Origin of the sequence: Polynucleobacter sp. AP-Titi-500A-B4 (assembly GCF_018688095.1) — a bacterium.
Lineage (GTDB): Bacteria > Pseudomonadota > Gammaproteobacteria > Burkholderiales > Burkholderiaceae > Polynucleobacter.
Genome location: NZ_CP061311.1, coordinates 1,416,204 through 1,439,730 on the forward strand (window position 1 = coordinate 1,416,204; position 23,527 = coordinate 1,439,730).

A 23,527-nucleotide genomic window follows, 5' to 3' on the forward strand; every position below is an offset into this window, starting at 1 on the left:
TTATGCCCACCTTATCCGTCATACTCATCACCCGCAATGAAGAGGCCAATTTAGAGGACTGTCTAGCCTCCTTGGAAGGCATTTCCCAGCAGATCGTAGTGGTCGACACAAATAGTTCCGACCGTACCCTAGAAATCGCCCAAAAGTATGGCGCCACCATTAGCCAGCCCTCAGATTGGCCTGGTTTTGGCCCTCAAAAGAACCGAGCCTTAGATCTAGCCACTGAAGATTGGGTTTTATCACTGGATGCTGATGAAAGACTCACCCCTGCCCTCAGATCAGAGATCTTGACAGCCATTCACCATAGCGCCCAGGTGGATTGTTTTGCTATCCCCAGGCTCTCTTGGTACTGCGGTCGCTTTATCCGTCACTCAGGCTGGAGTCCCGACTATGTAGACAGACTCTTTAAGCGAGGAACCGCACGCTTCTCAGATGATTTGGTTCATGAGAGGCTCATCCCAAATAGCTCTGTTGCGAAGCTAGAAAATCCCATGCTGCACTACAGCTTTAGAAATTTCTCCCAAGTGCTGAGTAAAATTGATCGCTATTCAAGCGCCTCCGCAGAGCAGGCTTACGCACGCGGTAAACGAAGCAATCCATACAAAGCAATTCTGCATGGTTTATGGGCCTTTATTCGAACTTATTTCCTCAAGGCAGGTTTTTTGGATGGGAAGCATGGGCTTGCATTAGCCATTTCTAATGGTGAAGGCAGTTACTACCGTTACATGAAGATATGGTTACTAGAGCTAGAAGATCAAAATGAAAATTAGCGTAATAGTAGCTACCTATAATCGGGTGGATGCGCTCAATCTTGTTTTGCAGTCTCTAGAAACACAGGGAGATAAAAATTTTGAGGTCATCATTGCAGATGACGGCTCTCGCAATGAAACTAGAGAATTTATTAATCGTTATGCGGGCACCTCTAGGCTGGATATTAAACATATATGGCACGAAGATAAGGGCTTTAGATTAGCCCTGATTCGCAATCTAGCCTCTCATAGTGCGACTGGTGATTACCTGATTTTTTTAGATGGGGATTGTATTGTTCAGCCTGATTTTATAGAACATCATCGAGCACTTGCCCAAAAAGGTTTTCTAGTTACAGGCAGCCGAGTTTTATTAAATGAAGCGCTTACGAAAGAATTGCTTTCGACCCCCCGTTGGGACTTTAAGAAATTTACCTCTAAACTTTTAATGTATCGCCTTAATGGTGGCATTAATAAATATTGGCCTCTTAAAATCAAATTCGGTAATGGCGTGTGGCGGGACTACAAAAAATTTGTTTGGCGGCGTATCAAAGGATGTAATCTAGCCTGCTGGAAGGCAGATGCAGATGCTATTAATGGTTTTGATGAAACTTTGACTGGCTGGGGTCACGAAGATGCTGACTTTGTATTTCGCTTACAACGTCACCACATCAAGCGTAAGTCTGGGTCTTGGTCCACTGAAGTATTGCACCTTTATCACAAAATGAATGATCAGAGTAATGCCGCTGAAAATGCGCGGCGTGTACGAGAGAAGATTTTGGCAAAGGCAATGTAAGCACTCTGCATATGACTAACTTCTCTACCCTTCAGCCTAAAAAAGTATTATTCATTGCCACACGGCAAATAGGTGATGTACTAGTTACCACACCACTTATTAGTAAGGCGCGTGAACTTTGGCCCGATGCTGAGTTTCATTTTCTGGGCTACAAAGGCAAGCTTGATATGCTCAAAGGCAACCCAGATATTGCTCAGATCATTGAAACCTCAGACCGCCCTAGATTTAGAGAATATCTCTCCTTATTCAATCAACTCTTTCAACGTTACGACCTTGCCTTTGTAACCCAACCGAGCGATCGCGCTTACTTATATGGTTTGGTAGCCGCATTCCGAAGAGTGGGTGTTTTAGGCGGTCACCCCCAGGGCAAGCAAAGTAAAACGGAAAAGCAAAACGCATGGAAGAAATTGATTTCTATGCATACCGTTGATGTTGATTATTTTTCTCAACACGTGATTACTGAAAAGTTGCGCCTGCTGGAAGTCTTTTTCAGAAACCCGGACGATTTATTTTCCAAGCCGATTGATATCACACCTCCCATTGGCGAAGCACTAACGCCAGTGATTGCTAGCGAACTCACTCAGCCTTACGTTGTGATTCATCCGGGCCCACTAACCGCCTATAAGCGTTGGCCTCTTGCCCATTGGCAACATCTGATTACCCATTTAGTCCATCGTGGATTTCAAGTGGTACTGAGCGCCTCGCCTGCTAAGCAAGATTTACAACTCAATCATGACATTCTGTCTTTACTGGAAACCAATATTCGTCAAAAGGTGATTGATACTGCAGGCAAGTTATCTATTCCTCAGGCTGGGTCTTTATTGCGAGGAGCGACTTTGTATATTGGTGTAGATACGTCTATTACCCATTTGTCAGCCGCCTGCAATACACCAACGATTGCCTTATTTGGAGCTACGCCACCAACGAATTTTGGGCCTTGGCCCAATGGCTTTATTGGCAAACAGCCTTATCAGTTACGTGCACGCACACAAACTGTTGGCAACGTCACTATTTTGCAAGGACCCGGTGAGTGCGTACCGTGTCGCAAAGCGGGCTGCTTAGATCGTGCCGACAGTAATAGTGAATGTTTAGATCTACTAGAGCCAGCTCAAGTTATTGAGGCGGTAGAAAAAGCCTTGGGACAACAATAAAGTCTATCAGTACTTAGTGATACTGAACCTGTACAGGATCTTTTTGTTTTGATGTCAGCAATTGATTGAGACTATGTAAGCATGCGTCATCCGGATAAATGCGCATCTCTTCTGGGAACTGCATTAAGCAAGCGCCGCCACTGGTAGTGACTGCTGCGGTCAACATCAAACCTTTCACACCATCATTTCCGCTCGGAGTTGATACATGAGCCCCCAACTTAGGATCTCGCGTGCGATTGGCCATTAAGTAAGGGCCAATCTGGCTCCGTAGCATTCTGATATCGACCGCAGAATCCAGACAGACATGAACGTTGCGAGCAAAACGCATTCTGGCACCGGTGATATCCATCACCGCCTCAGAAACAACGCGCATACCGCCAGAAAATTTATCTGGCGTGACGTTCACCTTAGCAATAAGTAATTCATCTTCTTTAAGCCATGAACGATTAGGCTCATAAACCTCGCTGTACAAAGTAACCTCTAGTGCAGCAGTACCATCATCGATAGTTGCAATCATCATGCGACCACGCTGACCTGTAAGCATACGGGCAGAGGTCACTATTCCGGCAATTAGTTGATCTTTACCTTCGGTCACTTTTGCCAAGGGCTGACGAATGAAGTGGGCGGTCTCTTCACGATAGGCATCGTACATGTGCCCTGTTAAGCAAAGCCCTAAAGCCGTCTTTTCTTCTTGAAGACGCTTCTTCTCAGACCAAACAGGCTCACGTACCAACTCTGGCTGATGTTGATGGTCTTCACCGGCAACCTCAAACAAACTCACTTGATGAATCGAGGCTTCCGCTTGTTCAGCCGCCTCAATCGCCCTAGCCAAAGAAGCTAACAAGGTGGAGCGAATATCGTAGAGATGTCCGCCAACGGCTAATGAGTCCTTATAAAGACTATCAAATGCACCTGCGCGCATGAGTGCTTCTATTGCACGACGATTGACTTGCCTACGATCTACGCGAGCGCAAAAATCAAATAGATCTTTAAATGGGCCACCGGTTTCGCGTGCTTTCACAATCGCCTCAATCGCAGCTTCGCCAGTACCCCTCACCGCGCCCAAACCATAGCGAATATGAATGATTGGAGCATCAGGTGCCGCACCGGGTGCACGCAATGGTGTGAACTCATAAACACCCGTATTAATGTCAGGCGAGAACACCCGAATTTGATTGGCTAAACAATCGTCATACAGAATCTTGACCTTATCGGTATCATCCATTGCAAGCGATAAGTTGGCTGCCATAAATTCGGCTGGATAGTAAGCTTTAAGCCAAGCTGTTTGATATGCTAGGAGTGCATAAGCGGCAGCATGGGATTTATTAAATCCATAGCCTGCAAAACGCTCCATCAAGTCATAGATCTCATTCGCTTTACCTTCTGAGATTCCACCAGCTTTTGCGCCATCACTAAAGATCTTGCGATGCTGCGCCATCTCTTCAGGTTTTTTCTTACCCATTGCCCGACGGAGCATGTCAGCGCCACCGAGTGAGTAACCACCGATCATCTGCGCCATCTGCATCACCTGCTCTTGGTAAACCATAATGCCGTAGGTTTCACGTAGAACAGGCTCAATACGCGGGTCTGGATACTCGACTTTTTGACGCCCATGCTTACGCTCAATAAAGTCGGGGATCAAATCCATTGGACCAGGACGATATAAAGCCACCAATGCAATGATGTCCTCGAAACGGTCAGGCTTAGCTTCACGAAGCATGCCTTGCATGCCGCGACTTTCTAGCTGGAATACGGCAACTGTATTAGCTCGCTTTAGAACATCGAAGGCTTTTTCATCATCAAGTGGAATATCGCTAATACTCCAATCTTTACGATCAGCATGAAGTGCTTTAATCCAGCGCTCAGCTGCAGCCAAGATAGTGAGTGTTGTTAATCCTAAGAAGTCAAACTTCACTAAGCCAATAGCTTCAACATCGTCTTTATCAAACTGACTTATCACCGAGCTGCTGTCTTGATCCTTGCTCTCTTGGGTATAGAGTGGACAAAAATCGGTTAGTCGACCTGGGGCAATCAATACACCACCAGCATGCATACCGACGTTACGGGTCATTCCTTCAAGTTGTTGGGCCAATGAGAGTAATTGACGAACTTCATCTTCATTCTTCTCGCGCTCAGCCAATTGCTTCTCTTCCTTTTTGGCCATTTCAATTGTCATATATTGACCTGGCTTATTCGGAACGAGTTTGGCAATACCATCAACGAAGTTATAGCCCTGCTCCAACACTCGACCCACGTCACGAATCGCCGCTCTAGCTGCCATCGTTCCGAAGGTGGCAATTTGACTCACTGCGTCTTTACCATACTTATCTTTAACGTACTGAATCACCCGGTCACGACCGTGCTGACAAAAGTCGATATCGAAGTCGGGCATCGATACCCGCTCTGGATTTAAGAAACGCTCAAAGAGCAAGTTGTAACGAAGGGGATCTAGATCAGTAATGCCTAGAGAGTAGGCCACTAAAGAGCCTGCGCCCGATCCACGACCAGGACCTACTGGTACGCCATTATTTTTGGCCCAGTTAATAAAGTCTGCAACAATCAAGAAGTAGCCAGGAAAACCCATCTGAGAAATGGTCTTGACCTCAAATACCAGACGCTCGTGATAACGTGGCATCTCTTTGGCACGCTCTTCTGGATCTGGGAAATTGCGCTCCATATGACGCTCAAGGCCCACCTCTGATTGAGCAAGCAAATACTCATCCAAGGTGATACCTGGTGGTGTCGGAAAATCTGGCAAGCGAGGTTGACCCAGTACTAGAGATAAATTGCAACGCTTGGCAATCTCAACCGAGTTCGCTAAAGCAACAGGTAAATCTGCAAAGCGTTTTTCCATTTCCGCTTGCGTCAAGAAATACTGCTCATCATTAAATTTCTTTTGACGACGTGGGTTGCCTAATAACTCACCTTCAGCAATACAAACGCGGGCTTCGTGCGCCGTGAAGTCGCTCTTTTGCATGAACTGCACTGGGTGTGTTGCCACCACCGGTAGATCTAACTCACTAGCTAAATGGCAAGCCAGCTGAAGTTGCTTCTCATCTTGTGGGTGACCGCCACGTTGTACTTCAATGTAAAAGGATTTTGGAAAGAGCTTTTCATAGCGCCTGGCAGCGATCTTCGCTTGATCTTCTTGGCCCGCTAATAGTGCAGCGCCTAACTCGCCCATGCGCGCACCAGAAAGCGCGATCAATCCATAGGATAGGGTTCTCTTTGCTTTTTTATCTTCTGCTTTAGCAGCAGGTTCACTAAACCATGCTGAATCGACTTCAGCACGACCACGCGATTGGTTATCTAAAGAGGCCCTACTGAGCAGCTCGCAAAGATTGAGGTAACCAGAATGGTTTTGCACCAGCAATAAGAGTCGATGTGGCTGATCAGGATCTTGGGGATTACTCACCCAAACATCGGCACCTGCAATCGGTTTAATGCCGCCAGAACGTGCGGCTGTATAAAACCGTACCAAGCCAAATAAGTTACTTAAGTCGGTCAGGGCCAAGGCGCCCATCTCGTCTTTGGCGGCAGCGGCTACTGCATCATCAATGCGAACGACTCCATCCGTAATCGAAAACTCGGAATGAATGCGAAGATGAACAAAACGGGGTGAAGCCATGAGATGATTTTAGCTGTGTCCAAGCTCAAAAACCCTCCATCCCCAGCCGACGGCTATCGCGGGCGATTTGCCCCCTCGCCTACCGGACCTCTCCATGCAGGCTCCTTGGTTGCAGCCCTTGGAAGCTGGTTAGATGCCCGTAAAAATGGGGGTCAATGGCTGCTCAGAATTGAGGATTTGGATACCCCTAGATGCATCCTCGGGGCGGACCTGCAAATCCAGTCGCAATTGCTGGCCTGCGGCCTATTCTGGGATGAAGAACCCAGCTATCAGTCTAGGCGCCAAGATCTCTACAAAGTAGCCCTAGGGCGTCTCAATGGCCTACAAAAACTCTATCCCTGCTCTTGTTCTCGGCAAATAATTGCCAATGCCCTAGCAAACCTAGGGATCCAAACACCCCGCAATCAGGAGATGGTTTATCCAGGCACTTGCAGGCCGGAGCATCTTGAACTGTATTCGCAGGATGAGATAGCCCAAACCAGCCATACGTGGAGAGTTGCCCTGCCTGAAAATTGCCACATTGATTTTGAGGATTTAGTGCTTGGTCATCAAAGCCAAAATCTCAATCAACAGCTTGGTGATTTTGTCTTGCGCAGAAATGATGGCTTATTCACATATCAACTTGCTGTGGTTGTTGATGATGCTGACCAAGGCATCACCCATATTGTGCGTGGCGAGGATTTACTCAGCAATACCGCTAGACAAATTTACTTACAAAAGCTGTTGGGATACGCGACACCACTCTACAAACACCTTCCATTGGTATTGAATGAGCACGGTGAAAAGTTAAGCAAGCAAACTTTGGCCACCCAAATTAACACGCAAGATGAAAAGTGCTCTCTTGCAGAATTGCGCAAGGCTGCAAAGCATTTGGGTCTAACTGGATTGCCCGATGGTGAGAGCACGACCATTGCTGAGTGGCTCTTAGCAGCCACTCATGCTTGGAGGTTGTAATTATTTCTTTTTGAAGCCACCTAGCAAAGCACCAACTGCTGGCTTTGCAGGAGTAATGCCCACTTTTTTCTCTTCAGGCTTAACAACATCATCAGATGATGCTGCCTTAGCACTAGGTTCGTAAGGCTTGTAGAAAAATGGGTCTGACATTTTTGCTGATGCACTACTGTTTGAAGATGGCTTGGCATAAGCGGGAATGCCTTCTGGCAGGGCTTGGATATCCAGCTTACGCTTCATCAATTTTTCAATGTCATCGAGCAAACGTTTTTCACTATCGTCCACCAAAGCAATCGCGTCACCTTTACTACCCGCACGGCCAGTACGACCAATGCGGTGAATGAAGTCTTCAGCGTTATAAGGCAACTCGTGATTGATTACGCATGGCATGTCTGGAATATCCAAACCACGCGCTGCTACATCCGTCGCAACTAAGACTTCAATCGCACCAGATTTAAAGGCATCCAAAGTTAAGGTGCGTTCGCCCTGACTCTTATCACCATGAATCGCGCCTGCTTTAATACCATCACGCTCTAGAGCTCGCGCCAACTTGGCGCAACCTAGACGACTATTGGTAAAGATGATGCACTGACGCGACAAACCTTGACGTGTACGATTCTCTAAGACTTTGACAATCGCGCGCTGCTTATCGCCGGATGACACCATATGCACTACTTGCTTGACAGTATCGGCTGCAGCATTTTGACGAGCTACCTCAACCGTTACCGGTGTACGCAAATAACTTTGAGCGAGCTTTTTAATTTCTGGCGAGAAAGTCGCCGAGAACAATAGGGTTTGTCTTTGCGCAGGGATCAAATTAATGATGCGCTGGAGATCTGGCAAGAAACCCATATCCAACATGCGGTCAGCTTCGTCCAGCACCAAAATTTCTACCTGAGATAGATTGGCGACCTTAGAGCCAATGTGATCCAGCAAGCGGCCTGGCGTTGCAATCAGAATCTCGACACCATTTCGTAAAATGGAGACCTGTTCTTTCATATCCACACCACCATAGACCACAGCGGCACGCAGATCGGTATGTTTGGAATAGCTAGCGGCGTTCTCAGCCACTTGCACTGCCAACTCTCTTGTAGGCGTTAGGACCAAGGCACGGATGGGATGACGCGCAGGCGACGCGCTGTTGCTCGCATGCCGCAAAATCTTTTGAATAATGGGCAACACAAAGGCTGCCGTTTTACCAGTACCAGTTTGTGCAGCGCCCATTAAGTCACTTCCGGCCAATACATGCGGAATCGATTGCGCTTGAATCGGAGTCGGAGTGTTGTAGCCCTGTTCAGCAACCGCTTTTTGAATCAGCGGGTCTAAACCAAAATCAGCAAAAGTGATTGTTGCTGGAGGGAGGGTACTAGGGGCAGCCGCAGAAACGACTGAGTCGCCAACCCCTGTAGATGAATTTATTTCAGTAGCAGTATTTGTCAAGGTAACTTACAAGATGGCGGCGATGCCGGCCTTAGCGGTCTCAGCATCTTCCGCAGATTTAACGCCGGAAACGCCGACTGCGCCGATGGTAAACCCATTTACCTCGATATTGACGCCGCCTTCTAACATGCCCGATACGTGCGGGGCTGATAGAAATGCATGGCGACCATTATTAATAATTTCTTCGTAAACCCGCGTCTCACGTTTACCCATTGCTGCAGTACGCGCTTTTTCTTGAGCGATGTAAGAAGACAAAGGAGCACAACCATCGCGACGAATTAAACCCAGCATGTGACCACCTTCATCACAAACCGCAATCGTCACTGCAAAATTGTTTTTAGCAGCATGTTTATCCGCCGCATCCAAAATCTTCTGAACATCAGCTTGAGTTAAATAAGGTTTAGATGCCAACATGTTGAATCCTTTTTAAATACGATTGTCTCGAATATGTTTTATGTGATGAAAGTACTATCAATACAAGTGCATGAATTATAAAGGGTGTAGCCAGACTCAGACCTTCAAGCCCTGCTCCACCCTTGCTACAACAGATATGGGCCCTAAAGCGCCCAAATAAGGATTATTTGAGGAATTCTTGTGCTGCAACTACGCCACTTTCCTTGGGCTTATACCCCATAGCTCCCAGACTCATTTCCGCCCCGCTGAGTGCCGCCATCAGACTGAGCTCATTGCAATCACCTAAATGACCAATACGGAAAATCTTACCTTTCAATTTACCAAGCCCAGTTCCTAAAGAGAGATTGAATTTTTCTAATGCATGTTTGCGCAAGACATCTGCGTCCATTCCTTCGGGAACTACTGCAGCAGTCAGAACTGGAGAATAGGCGGAGGAATCTTGACACTGATTTTCAAGGCCCCACGCTGCAACTGCACGACGACACGCTTCAGCCAAACGTTGGTGTCGAGCAAAAATCGTATCCAAACCTTCAGCCATCATCATATCCATAGCTTCATGCAAACCGTACATTAAATTTGTACTAGGTGTGGTTGGCCAATAACCATTTTTATTGGATTCAAGAATTTCGTCCCAAGCCAAATAGGCTTTAGGAATCTTACTGTGCTTACTCACTTCAATTGCCTTGGGCGAGAGTGCATTAAAGCCAATTCCTGGCGGCAACATCAAGCCTTTCTGTGATCCTGCAACCGTTACATCAACACCCCACTCATCGTGGCGATAGTCGGCCGAACCCAGACCAGACACGCTATCAACAATCAGTAATGCGGGGTGTTTAGCAGCATCAATTGCCTTTCGAACAGCAGCAATGTTTGATGTCATACCCGTTGAGGTCTCGTTATGAACAACACATACCGCTTTGATTTCATGTTGAGTATCTTTGCGCAAACGCTCTTCAATCACTGCAGCATCCACACCCCAACGCCAGGTATCTTTACCAGTCTTACCGATTACCTCAGCTTGTAAACCAATTTTGGCCGCAAGCGCACGCCATAAGTTTGCAAACTGACCAGTTTCGTAAAAAAGCACCTTGTCACCAGCATTCAGAACGTTTACTAAGGCACCTTCCCATGAACCTGTGCCAGAAGCGGAATAAATTATCACTGGATGTTCAGTTTTAAAAATTTTCTTAATGCCATCCAAAACCTTCAAACCAAACGCCCCAAACTCCGGGCCACGATGGTCGATGGTCTGATAGCTAATGGCACGCAAAACGCGTGGGGGTACTGGGCTTGGGCCAGGTATGTGTAAGAAATGGCGTCCTGATGCGTGGTTATCTAGTTTCAACATGCTTTGTCTCACTTTTAGGGTGTTTATAAGTGGTAATTTCAGATGCTAGTGTATGACAATTTTTGGGAATTTTCCATTTTGCATACAAAAAAATATCAATTTAATCGATTTAAAGCCCTAATTTATGCTTTATGATGGCTTAATGATATTTTTGTATACAAATTATAGGTTCTCACTATGACGGTCATAGAGCAGCCAAATTCTCAGAATCTGCATGAGGCAACCTTCCAAAAGCTCAGATCACTCTTGGTTGAAGGAAAGATCGCGCCAGGCAGCAAGCTCAATGAACGTGAATTAGCTGAAAGCCTCAATGTTTCGCGTACACCGATTCGTGAAGCGATCCGTCGTTTGGCTGCTGATGGCTTGGTTGAGCTGATTGCGAATCGTGGCGCCATTGCTGTGCAACTGAGTTTGGAGGATGTGATTCACACCTTTGATGTGATCGCAGACTTGGAGGGATTCTCGGGTGAGTTAGCCGCCAATAACATTAGCGATACCACCCTCTCTGAATTAGAAGCACTCCAATATGAAATGATGGCCTCGTATGCGCGCCGTGATTTATCCAGTTATTACAAACTAAATCTGCGTATTCATCACCTCATTAATCAAGCTGCCAACAACCCAGTGTTGTCTCGCCTCTTTACGCAAGTCAATGCCCGTATCGAAGCGCTGCGCTTTCGCTCTAACCAAGACGGCGTTAAATGGGAAAAGGCCGTGGAGGAACATCAAGAGATGCTCGATGCCCTCAAAGCCCGTGATAGCAAGAGAATGCGCAAGATCATGATTCAGCATGTACAAAATAAACGAGATGTCGTCGTGCAACTCCTCAAGGCGGAAACTAGCACCATGGAGACGACCAAATGAATAAACCTTTAGACCTCAAAGAGTTGATGCTTGATCAAGTAACACTAGCTAAGCGTCTGCGCCAAGAAACTTCTGGTGAGGTGATGACCGATAGCGCTAGCCGTGGACGCTATGCAACCGATGCCTCGATTTACCAAGCAATGCCAGTAGCAGTGTTTTTACCGAAGACTGCGGAAGATATTGCAACAGCTATTCAGATTGCAGCAGAACTTGGCGTACCCGTTCTACCCCGTGGTGGAGGCACTAGTCAGTGTGGTCAGACCACTGGCGCAGCACTTGTCATTGATAACACCAAGTATTTCAGAAACGTTCTCGATCTCAATCTTGATAAAGGCTATGTAGAAGTTGAGCCCGGCATCGTGCTTGATCACCTTAATGGCTCACTCAAGCAACACGGTCTTTGGTATCCAGTCGATGTATCAACCGCTGGACAAGCCACCATTGGGGGCATGGCAGGCAATAACTCTTGCGGTAGCCGCTCGATTGCCTACGGCAATATGGTGCACAACGTTTTAGGTATCAATGCTTGGATGGCTAATGGTCAGATTGCGGAGTTTGGTAACTATGCCAATAGTTCTGGGGTTGCTAAACAGCTAGGTGACTTTGTTAAAGGCTTGGCGCATTCGCTCCAACCTGAGATCGAAGCCCACTTCCCGAAAGTACTGAGACGTGTCGCAGGTTACAACCTGGATATCTTCCACCCGCAAAGTGAATTGCCTTACACGCAAGATGGTAGCGTCAACCTCTCCCATCTCTTAGTGGGTAGCGAAGGAACGTTAGCCTATTTCAAATCCCTCAAGCTCAAACTAGCACCACTGCCCAAACATAAAGTCTTGGGTATTGTGAACTTCGCTAGTTTTTATAAAGCTATGGATAGCGCTCAGCACATTGTGAAGCTAGGCCCTACAGCAGTTGAGTTAGTCGATCGCACCATGATTGACTTAGCGCGCAGCAATCCGAGCTTTAAGAAGACAATTGAGACTGCACTGATTGATCACACTGCGCAAACACCAGAAGCCATTTTGTTAGTGGAGTTTTCTGGTGAAGCGCATGCGCCCTTACTTGAAAAGCTTACAGCCCTACAAGAACTCATGGGCGACTTAGGTTTACCGAGTTCAGTAGTGTCCATGCCCGATACATCCTTGCAAAAGAATCTATGGGAAGTGCGTAAAGCTGGGCTAAACATCATGATGAGTCTTAAGGGTGATGGCAAGCCAGTCAGCTTTATTGAAGATTGCGCCGTACCACTTGAGAGTTTGGCTGATTACACCCAAGCATTAACAGACGTCTTTTCTAAATATGGTTCGCGCGGTACTTGGTACGCCCATGCTTCTGTCGGCACATTACACGTCCGCCCTATTCTGGATATGCGCAGAGATGGTGCGCAAAAGATGCGTGCGGTTGCTGAGGAAGCTTCTGCATTGGTACGCAAATACAAAGGTGCCTATAGCGGCGAACATGGTGATGGTTTATGTCGTGGTGAATGGATCTCATGGCAGTTCGGTCCAAAAATTACTGAAGCACTTGCAGAAATTAAACAGGCATTTGATCCCAAGGGCTTATTCAACCCTGGCAAGATCGTTAATCCACCGAAGATGGATGACTCCATCAACTTTAGATTTCCCCCGAGCTACAAAGTTATTCCATTGCAACCTGCCTTGGATTGGTCAGCTTGGAACGTTCAAAATAATCCAGTCACAGAAGAAACTACCGCACCGGGTACCGGCGGCGATCCCGCTATGGGCTTGGCTAAGGCTGTAGAAATGTGCAATAACAATGGTCACTGCCGTAAGTTTGATGCTGAAGTAATGTGCCCAAGTTATCGCGTCACTCGTGATGAGAGGCACCTTACCCGCGGTAGAGCCAATACCTTACGCTTAGCACTCTCCAATCAACTCGATATCAAAGATGAATCTTCACCGCTAGGCAGCGATGCGATTAAAGAAGTCATGGAGCTGTGCGTCAGCTGCAAAGCCTGTCGGCGCGAGTGCCCTACTGGCGTTGATATGGCTAAGATGAAGATTGAGTTCCTCTCTGCCTATAAGAAACGGGTTGGCCATTCTTTACGTGATCTAGCAGTGGCTTATCTTCCTAAATATGCAGGAACGATTAGTAGCATTCCACTCTTACCGACCATTCTCAATCTGCGTAATCACATTGCGCCAATTGCCAAATTACAAGAATGGGTCATGGGTATCTCCGCCCAAAGAAGTTTGCCAGTTTGGAAAAGCAAAACCTTCTGGAGCAAATCAGCAGCTATCAAGACTTACCAATACAGCCCTGATGAGCTCTCAGCACAAAAGGGTGTGGTGCTATTGGCCGATACTTTTAACGCCTACTTTGAAGATGAAAATCTCGCAGCAGCTTTGAAAGTACTCACTGCCGCTGGCTATAGCGTGCATATTCCACACAAGAGCCAAAGTAAGTCAACTCAAGAACAAAATAATTGCTCTAAAGAGTTTTGCTGCGGCAGAACTTACTTAGCAGCAGGCATGGTCGATAAAGCCAGGGAAACCTTGGGAGAGCTCGTTAATCATCTTGCACCCTATGCCCAGAAAAACATTCCGATCATTGGTCTAGAACCCTCTTGCCTCTTCACCCTCAAGGATGAAGCCTTAGTAATGGGCTTTGATGAGCGTGCGATCACCGTTTCCAAACAGGCGCAACTCTTAGAAGAGTTTTTAGCCAATGAAGTCAAAGCGGGCAAACTCAATTTACACCTCAAGTCAGCAAGTAAGCCTGTACTGTTTCACGGTCACTGCCACCAGAAGTCTTTTGCAGCAGTAACACCTGCGATGGAGTTACTCAAACTCATTCCGAATGCAGAACCCAAACTCATTGAAAGTTCTTGTTGCGGTATGGCGGGTAGCTTTGGCTATGAAGCAGAACATATCGAAGTATCTAAGCAAATGGCTGAAGCAACCCTCTTGCCCAGTATTCGGAAATCACCAGATAGTTGGGTTGTAGCTGATGGCACTAGCTGTCGTCATCAAATTGCCGATGGCACTCAAAGAGAGGCTGTCCATATCGCCAGAATCTTGGCTGCACATCTGCAATAATTGATTGAAAGCGCTTGGCGCTTAACGAATCACGCCGTACCCAACCATGAGCAAGGTTCCAGTCAATAAGGCCGGAACTAAACGCTTGGTTGGCTTAGAGACCATGACGCCAATACTCAAAGCACAGATCAGGATACGTACCCATAAAGGTACGGTTGCCATCAATCCCAATGGCATGACTATTAAGCGCACCGTTAAAGCCGCAACCATGGCATAGGTCACCGCAGCCAACCAACGAAAGATTTCGCTATCTTGATTAATACTTTGCGAGAGAAATACGCCAATCGCTCTGCAGAAATAAGTCCCAATGCAGGCGCCTACCAAAGCAATCCATAAACCCCACCCAGAAAGTGCATTGGTCATGGTATTCATCATCCGACGACTCCAGACTTTTTGCGCAAGAACTTACGATCAATAAAGTAAGCCAAGGTACCGCTGATAAGGCCTGCTGTGAGCAAGCTAGTATCACGATCGACGATAAAGAAAATCGGGCCAAAAATACAACCTAACAGTAAGGCAATGCGATTAATCCAAGGCTTCACTTCCGTAAACGTGAGCAAGAAAAATAGTGGATTAATAAAGACCAGGCCCAGTGTGACTGCAGGAGGCACCATGCCTGCCAAGTAGAAACCCAAGATGGTTCCCGGAATAGAAATCAGCCAGCAGAGCAATCCTAGACCAACAAAATAGGCTAAACGATGCTGAGTTTCGATTGCATGAAACTCTCTCATCGAGATTGCCCATGCAGTCATCGCCAATAAATGCACTGATGCATACAAACTACGGTTGCGATCTTTTTTGGCGAACTGCGGAAAGAGTGTCACCGTCATCGTGATGAAACGGGTCGACGTTAAGGTCACTGCTAATGCAATGGCAATTACCGATGAGCCAGTAATGGCCATCTCTAGCAAGACCACCTGCCCTGGTAAGGCGAACATAAAAAATGAAGTGAAGGTGGTGAACCAAACATCAAAGCCGTTGGTCTTACCCATCGCTCCGAAGCCCACCATGCCAGCAAAGAGGACCATTGCTGGAGCGCCTGCTGCATCTCGCATTCCTGTCCAGAAGGCATCTTTAGGACTCTTGAAGCGCTCTGCTGCAGAACCCTCTAGCGCAATTTCACTAGGATCAATATAGGGTTGGTCTGCTGATGACATAGGGTAATTGTAAGAGCTAGTGCTTATTCATGCTCAAAAAGAGGGGTTGAGAGCCCACTCAATATGTTCAGCCACTAATGCATCGGCTGATACTAAGCCGTCACTCAATGCTTTACGAATGGCTTCCTTCTCTTGATTAGCAAGTGCAGGGCTAGCAAGCGCATTGCCCATGGCCACTGCTAGATTACGACGCCAGCGACTGTAGCCAATACGCCGAATTGCACTACCTTCGTGACGTTGCTCAAACTCTGCTTCGGTCCATGACCATAAATGCAAGAGGCTAGCTTGCCCTAGGCCATGACGCTGAGCAAAATCTGAGAGCGCTGTGGTCTTAGCAAATTTATTCCATGGGCAGATCAACTGACAGTCATCGCAACCATAGACTCGATTACCCATCGCCCTGCGGAACTCTACTGGGATAGCTTCTGGATTTTCAATTGTGAGATAGGAGATACAACGGCGTGCGTCTAATTGATATGGCGCAGTGATCGCTTGAGTTGGGCAAACATCCATACAAGATGTACAACTGCCGCAATGCTCTTCTGACTCTGAATCAATCGGGAGCGGTACATCTACCAAAATCTCACCTAAGAAAAAAGTAGAGCCAGATTCTCGATTGAGCAAGAGAGTATGTTTCCCACGCCAACCCAAACCCGCCTTACGTGCAAGCTCTACTTCCATTAAGGGTGCTGAGTCAGTAAAGACGCGATACCCAAACGAACCAATCTTTTCTTCGATGGCTTTAGCAAAATCTTGCAACCGATTGCGCAGGACCTTGTGATAATCGCGCCCTCTGGCATACATTGATACCACTGCTTGATGAGGATCCTCTAGCCTCTGCCACTCTTGATCAAAATTACTTCCCTCGGGAAGATAGTTCATCGTTACGCAAATCACACGCACTGTACCCGGCACCAATAGTTGGGGATCTGAACGCAGATCAGCATGGCGCTGCATGTATTCCATATGCCCATGACGCCCTTCAGCCAACCACTCCTGCAAACGCTCTGTAGCTGACCCCAGATGGGTATCGGTAATACGCAAACCATCAAACCCCAATTCCACAGCCTTATCTCCAAGCCAAGTTCGTAACTTGGACTCATCAAGAGTGGAGAAATTGGCAGATAAAGGCATATGAATAGAGAATGTATCTTAATAATTGAATAAACTAGAACAATGGCTCAAGCACCAGAAAACCCATTGGCAATAACCAAGCAACATTGTAGGCAGGAAGCGGATACCGCTAGCCTTGCCAAACAGCTTGCCGCTAGTATTTCTGGTTTTCTGGAGCAAAACCCACAAGGGCACCTCAATATCTCCCTGGTTGGCAATCTAGGGGCAGGTAAAACCACCTTTGCCCGATATCTAATTCAAGCGTTAGGTCATGAAGGCAAGGTAAAAAGTCCGACATACACCCTGTGCGAGCCATATCCACTTAAAACCAACAGTAGAACATTTACTGCCCATCATTTTGATCTCTACAGAATGCGTGATCCTTTGGAATGGCAAGAAGCTGGATTTGCAGAATATTTTGATGTGCCTGGATTTTGTTTAATCGAATGGCCAGAAAAAGCGGCAGGCACTTTACCCCCATTTGACATTCAAATTGAATTACTAGCAGGCGCCGAGGAGAGCGAACGATCTATCACTATGACAGCACTGCTCAACGATGGCCTTTGCGTTCTAAACCAAGTCACTCAATAAATGCGCATTAAAAAAATTCATCGGACAACCAATCTTTCTAGAAGGGCGCATCTCAAGACTTCAGCCAAGTTCTTGAGTTTCGCTTTACTGTTTACCGAAGTCGAGATTGCTTGGGGCGCAAAAATATTAGGCGTTCGCGTCTGGCCCTCTGAGGATTACACCCGCATTACTTTGGAATCTGACACACCGCTACCGATTAGCCAACAGATCCTAACTAATCCTGACCGCTTGGTTGTAGATGTTCAGGGCCTAGAGCTTAATCCCACCTTGAAGGACTTAGTGGCGAAGGTAAAGCCCAATGATCCATATATCTCGCAAGTACGAGTAGGACAATTTCAGCCAGGGGTTGTGCGTCTAGTGTTCGACTTAAAAGAGCCGATCAAACCACAACTCTTTACGCTTGATCCCGCAGGTGAATACAACTACCGCATGGTCTTTGACTTGTACCCCACTACTCCACCAGATCCTTTAATGGAATTAGTGAAAAGTAGTGCCCGTAAAGAAGCGGCTCTTGCCAAATCGAATGAAGAGGTAGATTTGATTGCGCAGTTTGCCACTAAGAAAGAGGCGCCAAAACCCCCTGTAGCTCAGGCGATTCCAGAGACTAAGGAAACGCCAGCGTCAGCTAAGTACAAACGCCTGATTACTATTGCCATCGACCCTGGTCATGGCGGCGAAGATCCTGGTGCAATTGGGTCTCTTGGCTCCAAAGAAAAGAATGTTGTACTCTCCATCGCTAAACGACTCAAAGACAAGATCGAAGGTGAAGCCTATATGCGCCCTTATCTCACGAGAGATGGTGATTACTTTGTACCTTTGCACGTCAGAGTGCAAAAAGCCAGACGCGTTGAAGCAGATCTCTTTGTTTCTATCCATGCGGATGCGTTTATTCAGCCCCATGCTAAAGGCGCCTCAGTCTTTGCACTTTCGCAAATGGGTGCCAGTAGCTCGATGGCGCGATGGATGGCCAATAAAGAAAATGCCTCTGACCTCATCGGTGGCATCAATATCAAGACCCAAGATCGCCAAGTGGCCAATTTACTATTAGATATGTCGACTACTGCGCAGATCAAAGATTCATTGCAAGTTGGTAACTCTGTTCTGAAGCAAATTGGTGGCTTTGCACCCCTCCATAAGGGCAAGGTAGAACAAGCAAGCTTTGCTGTTTTAAAGGCACCAGACATTCCCTCCATCCTAGTAGAGACAGCTTTTATCAGTAATCCTCAAGAGGAAGCTAGATTGAATGATGATGGCTATCAGGATCGTATTGCGGAGGCCATTTTGAGGGGGATTAAGGATTATTTTTCCAAAAATCCACCGGTTGCTAGACGCGTCAACTCATAAGCTACTTGTAACTACAAGGGCTTAGGGGCAGACCCCATAAGCTGAGGGAGCGCCAATAAACTTCTTGCTATAATTTATGGCTTAACTGGGTCGGTAGCTCAGTCGGTAGAGCAGCGGACTTTTAATCCGTTGGTCGCGAGTTCGAATCTCGCCCGACCCACCAGTTATACAAAGGGATCACAGAAATGTGGTCCCTTTTCTTTTGGCTAAATCGAATGTATCGTACCTTTTTGAAGAATAAGCTCAATCTTCATACCCTTATGGAATTGGGGCATTTTTGTGATAAACATCAATAATTGAACAAATTGCTAAGAGTGACTAATAGCTATTCAGGATTAGTCACAAACTGCAAGACTTACCCTACCCCATCAAAAACCTTATCATTGCTCACATGCTTAAAAAGCTGGTATCCGCAATCTTTTTAGCAATAACTGCTTTCCCAACCTCTTGGGCGGCTGAAGATGAGAATCGATATTCCACTTATTTCCAAAATATATCTGGTGAATATTCCAGATCTCACATTTTGGAATTTTGGGGATACCATGACTATCAAGGTAATCAAAACTACAGCGACACAATCAAATTGCGTTTCTATCAACCGTTAGATATTGATCGTTTTCGCGGAACACTCAGGTTAGATACTGCCTATGTTTCTAGCTATGGCCCTAGCTTCCCAGCACAAACCTCGGGGCAATACAGTACCGGTAACACCATGCTCACTCTTTGGGGGAATCATCCAGACTTACTTCCAGAGATTGGGGCTAATTTTGGCGCTAGACTCGTCTTTCCATTTGGCAACAATGGTCAATGGGCAATTGGTCCACAAGTAGGAGCCAGCTTTAGACCCACAAATAGCACCCCCTTAAATTTAGCCGACTTTTCCCCGCTTGCTCGCTACATGTATGGATTCGATACTAAAAATAATTCACCACAGCTAAATACAAGCCAACCTCCGCTTGCGCGTAATCTTCAACTCTTCCCAACCCTTGGGTTTCAGATTACACCCAGCACACAAATCCGAATGTGGGATGAAAATGGCGTCATTTACAACTCAGCTGGTGGTGGATGGTTTATACCTTTAGATGCGATGATTACCCATAGACTGACTAAAAACTTCTTATTCGCGGTTGGGGCAAGCAAGCAAGTAGTACAAACCTATAATCAATATGACTGGTCGGTATACGGCAAGCTATCGTTTAATTTTTAAGAACTAATGTATTGTCAGTTTTCCCGACAACTAAGTGTCCGGAAATGCGACACTCCAACACGACATAGTGGAAACCAATCGGCCTCCACCGTCATCCAAAGCAAGCCGCAAGAACAGCCGCAGATATCACATAACTTTCTAGACAGGTTTAGGTTAATGTTTTGATTACTGTTCGATACAATTCTTAAGTCTTTTAATCCGTTGGTCGCGAGTTAGAAAACGAAGCCTCGGCGAAGCCAATCTCGCCCGACCCACCAGTTATACAAAAGCCATCTTCGGGCGGCGTTTACTTTGTGCGATCAACTCGATGATTTTGCGATAAAGAATGCTTTTGGTACTGGGGTACACCACACCACCCCATCACCCATTTGGCCCGTCTGGCAAATAGACACAATCTTATCCATCAATGCTGAGGCAATTTCTGCATTACAGACAATCTCTATGCGTACCTTCGCGGAATAATCAGTCAACTCATCTTTAATAGTGGATTTATTCGATTTTGAAGGTGCGCTACAACCCTCTACTTTTGTGACAGTCATACCTGGAAAACCTGGGGTATCCAACAGCGCCGTCCGTAATGCAGCTAATTTATTGGGACGTATTACCGCTTTCACTTCCATCATGCTTCCACCTCTTTTTCTTCAAACCATCTATATAAGACAGGTAGCACTAACAAGGTTAATGCTGTTGATGTAATGAGTCCTGCAATGACTACCGCAGCCAGAGGGCGGGTGACTTCAGAGCCAGGCCCACCAGAAAATAACATGGGCACCAATGCCAACATGGCAACCGAGGCAGTCATCATGACTGGCCTAAAGCGATGACCGCAACCATAGAGTAAAGCATCCTCCATGCTGTAGCCATCCTCTCGCAATTGCTTAATAAATGTGATCAAGACTACTCCATTAAGCACTGCAATACCCCATAAGTTGATAAATCCAACTGCTGCTGGCACCGATAGATACTCACCCGTTAAGAAGAGCCCAAAGACGCCACCGATAGAAGCAAATGGCAAAACTAAAATAATCAGACCAGCCAAGCGGATGGATTTAAATAACATAAACAGCAAGAAAAAGATCGCAAGAATGGTGAGCGGAATGATGATCATAAGACGTGACATTGCTCTTTGCATATTTTCAAATTGGCCACCCCATTGCAAGGTATAGCCCTGAGGTAGCTCAACATTTTTGGCGATCAACCCCTGAGCCTCTTGCACAAAGCCACCTAAATCACGACCTTCAACGTTAACGCCCACAACCAAACGGCGTTTTCCTGACTCACGAGAAATTTGGGCGGGCCCTTCTACCAGGGTGATCTCCGCTAGATCCCTCATTAATACTTGGGCTCCATCCGGTGAATGCAAAATAATATTTTCAATGGCGTCAATATTGTTTCTGTATGGGCCTGGGTAACGGAGTGTGAGTGGAAAGCGACGCTCACCCTCGTAAATAGTACTGGCCTGCTTACCACCAATTGCCGTTTCAATCACTTCATTGACATCTGATACGTTGATACCATAACGCGCAATCGCATCTCGATCAATCTTAATATTGAGATAGTTCTGGCCAGAGGCTTGCTCTATACGCAAGTCGTTACTACCCTTCATCTTGGTAAGTATTTGACCAATTTGTGAGCCCAACTTTTGCAGGACAGCAAGGTCTTCACCAAAAATCTTTACAGCAACTTGTGAGCGAACTCCAGAAACCATTTCATCTACACGAGCAGCGATTGGCTGTGAAATAGCTAACTCAATACCAGGTAGCGTTTTTAGCTTGTCTCGAATCTGTTGAGCGATTTCTTCTTGACTGAGATCTCTATCGCCCAAGGGCTTAAGAGTCACAATCGGATCGGACTCATTAGGCTGACCTGGATCTGCAGGGGACTCCCCTTTACCCAAGCGGGATACAGCCATCTCAACCCCCGGAATGGTCATGATGCGCTTAATAGCTTCAAACTCTAACTTAATGGATTCATCTAATGAGATATTTGGAGCTCTCACGATCACTGGGGTAATTGAACCCTCTTGCATCACCGGAATAAACGACTTACCTAAAAATACAAAGCCAACCAAGCTAATAACTAGCGCAATTAATGAGCGCTTCACTACAATTTTGGGATGACTCAAACTCCAATGCAACCAACGCTCATATGGGGCACGTAATTTTTTTACAATCTTAGTATCGTCCTCACTTCCACCTTTCAATATATAAGAACAAAGAACGGGAGATAAGGTAAATGACAGAATCAGTGAGATCGCCAATGCAATAGCAATGGTGATCGCCATCGGAGCAAACATCTTTCCTTCCATGCCCTCTAGAGATAGCAATGGCATGAATACCAAAATAATGATGCCAACACCAAAGAGTACTGGTTTGCCGACTTCAGCTGCAGCCTCTAAGATAATTCTGTTCTTAGACTCGCCAGACTTCAGACGCTCGCCCAATTTGGCAAAGGTATTCTCAACCACCACCACTGAGCCATCAACCATAATGCCAATTGCAATCGCCAAACCTCCAAGCGACATCAGATTTGCAGAAATACCATACCGATTCATTACCAAGAAGGTGAGTAGTGGCGTTAATATCAGCGTCGCCACCACAATCAGAGATGAGCGAACGTCACCTAAAAATAAGAAAAGTAAAATAATGACGAGGATGACGCCCTCAATCAATACTTTAGCAACGTTAAACATTGCGGCATTGACTAGATCGGTTCTGTCGTAGAAGGGGACGATCTGCAAACCATCAGGCAGCAGCTTGCCCTCATTAATTTCGGCAACTTTAAGCTTGATACGATTCACCACCTCGCGAGCATTACCCCCACGAATCATTTGCACAATTCCAGCAACACTTTCGGTATAGCCATTCTTAATGGCGGCACCCTGCCTGATCTCGCTACCAATAGTGACTTCAGCAACGTTTTTCACATAAACCGGGATACCCTTCACTTCTTTCAAAATGATTTTGCCAATATCTTCTGGCTTTGTAATTAATCCAAGGCCGCGAATCAGATAACGTTCTGCATAGCTTGGCAACTGACCGCCGCCTGAATTCGCATTATTTCTAGCAAGCGCCTGGTACACATCGTGTAGATTAATTTGGTAATGGCGCAGTCTTTCTGGGTTTACCAAGACTTGATACTCCCTTGCGTAGCCGCCTTGAGTATTAATCTCGGCAACACCCGGAATAGAACGCAACATAGGGCGCACAATCCAATCCTGTACCGCCCGACGATCCGATAACTCATCTACCGAAAGCTCGCGATGTCGATCTGATGGGTGATCAAGTGTGTATTGATAAACCTCGCCTAGGCCAGTAGATGGTGGTGCAAGCACTGGCGTAATGCCTACCGGCATTTTGGAGGCCACTTCAATCAAGCGCTCAGTAACCAATTGACGGGCAAAGTAAATGTCAGTTTTTTCGGTAAAGACCAGGGTGATAATAGATATGCCGTTGCGGTTTAGTGAACGCATCTCAGTTAAACCTGGTAATCCAGTCATGCCGAGCTCAATCGGTATCGTGACAAAACGCTCTACTTCTTCTGGTGACTTACCTGGCGCTTCAGCAGCCACTTGCACTTGAACATTCGTCACATCTGGAAAGGCATCCACTGACAAACGCTTGGTTGCCAGCAAGCCGGCCACCATTAATACAATGGCAATAATGACAACCAATAAGCGTTGTTGCAGCGAGAGGCGAACGATTCTTTCAATCATTTA

General features: G+C 46.4%; 18 protein-coding genes and 1 tRNA gene. 10 read left to right on the plus strand and 9 right to left on the minus strand.

Translation table 11 applies throughout. The features are described from left to right. Window positions 1-2: 2 nt before the first annotated feature. Genes FD968_RS07105 through FD968_RS07115 form a run of 3 tightly spaced genes read left to right on the plus strand, consistent with a single transcriptional unit; the run spans window position 3 to window position 2,693 of the window. Window positions 3-770, plus strand: a complete 768-nt coding sequence (locus FD968_RS07105) for a glycosyltransferase family 2 protein (protein WP_215365038.1) — start codon at window positions 3-5, stop codon at window positions 768-770. After that, a complete protein-coding gene (locus tag FD968_RS07110; RefSeq protein ID WP_215365039.1) occupies window positions 760-1,542 on the plus strand; it encodes a glycosyltransferase family 2 protein in 783 nt (260 codons plus the stop codon). The genes FD968_RS07105 and FD968_RS07110 overlap by 11 nt, the downstream gene beginning before the upstream one ends. 11 nt (window positions 1,543-1,553) lie before the next feature. Further along, the gene (locus FD968_RS07115) at window positions 1,554-2,693 is read left to right on the plus strand and encodes a glycosyltransferase family 9 protein (protein ID WP_215365041.1); all 1,140 of its coding nucleotides are present in this window, start codon (window positions 1,554-1,556) and stop codon (window positions 2,691-2,693) included. Between the two features lie 13 nt (window positions 2,694-2,706). Here FD968_RS07115 and dnaE read toward each other — a convergent pair whose 3' ends face one another. Further along, entirely contained in the window at window positions 2,707-6,321 is a 3,615-nt protein-coding gene (dnaE, locus tag FD968_RS07120) for a DNA polymerase III subunit alpha (RefSeq protein WP_215365042.1), read from the minus strand. Window positions 6,322-6,324: 3 nt separating this feature from the next. Here dnaE and gluQRS point away from each other — a divergent pair, with 3 nt between their 5' ends. Then, on the plus strand, window positions 6,325-7,275 hold the full coding sequence (gene gluQRS, locus FD968_RS07125) for a tRNA glutamyl-Q(34) synthetase GluQRS (protein ID WP_215365044.1): 951 nt from the start codon (window positions 6,325-6,327) through the stop codon (window positions 7,273-7,275). On the opposite strand, the gene FD968_RS07130 is transcribed toward gluQRS, so the two are convergent. The 3 genes from FD968_RS07130 to FD968_RS07140 form a co-directional block, all read right to left on the minus strand. Then, window positions 7,276-8,712 (minus strand): DEAD/DEAH box helicase, encoded by a 1,437-nt coding sequence (locus FD968_RS07130; protein ID WP_215365046.1) that lies wholly within the window; start codon window positions 8,710-8,712, stop codon window positions 7,276-7,278. It abuts the gene before it with no gap. Window positions 8,713-8,718: 6 nt separating this feature from the next. After that, the gene (locus tag FD968_RS07135) at window positions 8,719-9,123 is read right to left on the minus strand and encodes a heme-binding protein (RefSeq protein ID WP_215368101.1); all 405 of its coding nucleotides are present in this window, start codon (window positions 9,121-9,123) and stop codon (window positions 8,719-8,721) included. Between the two features lie 166 nt (window positions 9,124-9,289). Further along, window positions 9,290-10,474 carry an alanine--glyoxylate aminotransferase family protein gene (locus FD968_RS07140; protein WP_215365048.1) on the minus strand — a complete coding sequence of 395 codons (1,185 nt, stop codon included), beginning with the start codon at window positions 10,472-10,474 and terminating at the stop codon, window positions 9,290-9,292. 177 nt (window positions 10,475-10,651) lie between these two features. On the opposite strand from FD968_RS07140, the gene FD968_RS07145 reads away from it, so the two are divergent. Both FD968_RS07145 and FD968_RS07150 read left to right on the plus strand, forming a co-directional pair. Then, entirely contained in the window at window positions 10,652-11,338 is a 687-nt protein-coding gene (locus FD968_RS07145) for a GntR family transcriptional regulator (protein WP_215365050.1), read from the plus strand. After that, window positions 11,335-14,397, plus strand: coding sequence for an FAD-binding and (Fe-S)-binding domain-containing protein (locus FD968_RS07150; RefSeq protein ID WP_215365052.1), 3,063 nt, complete (start codon window positions 11,335-11,337; stop codon window positions 14,395-14,397). Before FD968_RS07145 ends, FD968_RS07150 begins: the two co-directional genes overlap by 4 nt. A gap of 21 nt (window positions 14,398-14,418) precedes the next feature. Here the strand turns inward: FD968_RS07150 and FD968_RS07155 are convergent, their stop codons facing one another. From FD968_RS07155 to queG, 3 genes are read right to left on the minus strand one after another with little or no spacing between them, the layout of a single operon-like run. After that, window positions 14,419-14,772 carry an AzlD domain-containing protein gene (locus FD968_RS07155; RefSeq protein ID WP_251367533.1) on the minus strand — a complete coding sequence of 118 codons (354 nt, stop codon included), beginning with the start codon at window positions 14,770-14,772 and terminating at the stop codon, window positions 14,419-14,421. After that, window positions 14,769-15,554: an AzlC family ABC transporter permease gene (locus FD968_RS07160; RefSeq protein ID WP_215365054.1), complete on the minus strand. Its 786-nt coding sequence runs from the start codon at window positions 15,552-15,554 to the stop codon at window positions 14,769-14,771. The genes FD968_RS07155 and FD968_RS07160 overlap by 4 nt, the downstream gene beginning before the upstream one ends. Window positions 15,555-15,587: 33 nt before the next feature. Beyond that, the gene (gene queG, locus FD968_RS07165) at window positions 15,588-16,688 is read right to left on the minus strand and encodes a tRNA epoxyqueuosine(34) reductase QueG (protein WP_215365057.1); all 1,101 of its coding nucleotides are present in this window, start codon (window positions 16,686-16,688) and stop codon (window positions 15,588-15,590) included. A gap of 42 nt (window positions 16,689-16,730) precedes the next feature. Between queG and tsaE the strand changes: the two genes are divergently transcribed. From tsaE to FD968_RS07185, 4 genes are all read left to right on the plus strand, one after another. Beyond that, window positions 16,731-17,258, plus strand: coding sequence for a tRNA (adenosine(37)-N6)-threonylcarbamoyltransferase complex ATPase subunit type 1 TsaE (gene tsaE / locus FD968_RS07170; protein WP_215365059.1), 528 nt, complete (start codon window positions 16,731-16,733; stop codon window positions 17,256-17,258). Next, on the plus strand, window positions 17,259-18,602 hold the full coding sequence (locus tag FD968_RS07175; RefSeq protein ID WP_215365061.1) for an N-acetylmuramoyl-L-alanine amidase: 1,344 nt from the start codon (window positions 17,259-17,261) through the stop codon (window positions 18,600-18,602). A gap of 87 nt (window positions 18,603-18,689) precedes the next feature. After that, window positions 18,690-18,765 (plus strand) — tRNA-Lys (locus FD968_RS07180). A gap of 228 nt (window positions 18,766-18,993) precedes the next feature. After that, complete coding sequence (locus FD968_RS07185) at window positions 18,994-19,809, plus strand: hypothetical protein (protein WP_251367535.1); 816 nt, start codon at window positions 18,994-18,996, stop codon at window positions 19,807-19,809. Window positions 19,810-20,108: 299 nt separating this feature from the next. Here FD968_RS07185 and FD968_RS07190 read toward each other — a convergent pair whose 3' ends face one another. Then, on the minus strand, window positions 20,109-20,432 hold the full coding sequence (locus tag FD968_RS07190) for a P-II family nitrogen regulator (protein ID WP_215365063.1): 324 nt from the start codon (window positions 20,430-20,432) through the stop codon (window positions 20,109-20,111). Further along, window positions 20,429-23,524 (minus strand): efflux RND transporter permease subunit, encoded by a 3,096-nt coding sequence (locus FD968_RS07195; protein WP_215365065.1) that lies wholly within the window; start codon window positions 23,522-23,524, stop codon window positions 20,429-20,431. Before FD968_RS07195 ends, FD968_RS07190 begins: the two co-directional genes overlap by 4 nt. Window positions 23,525-23,527 lie beyond the last annotated feature (3 nt).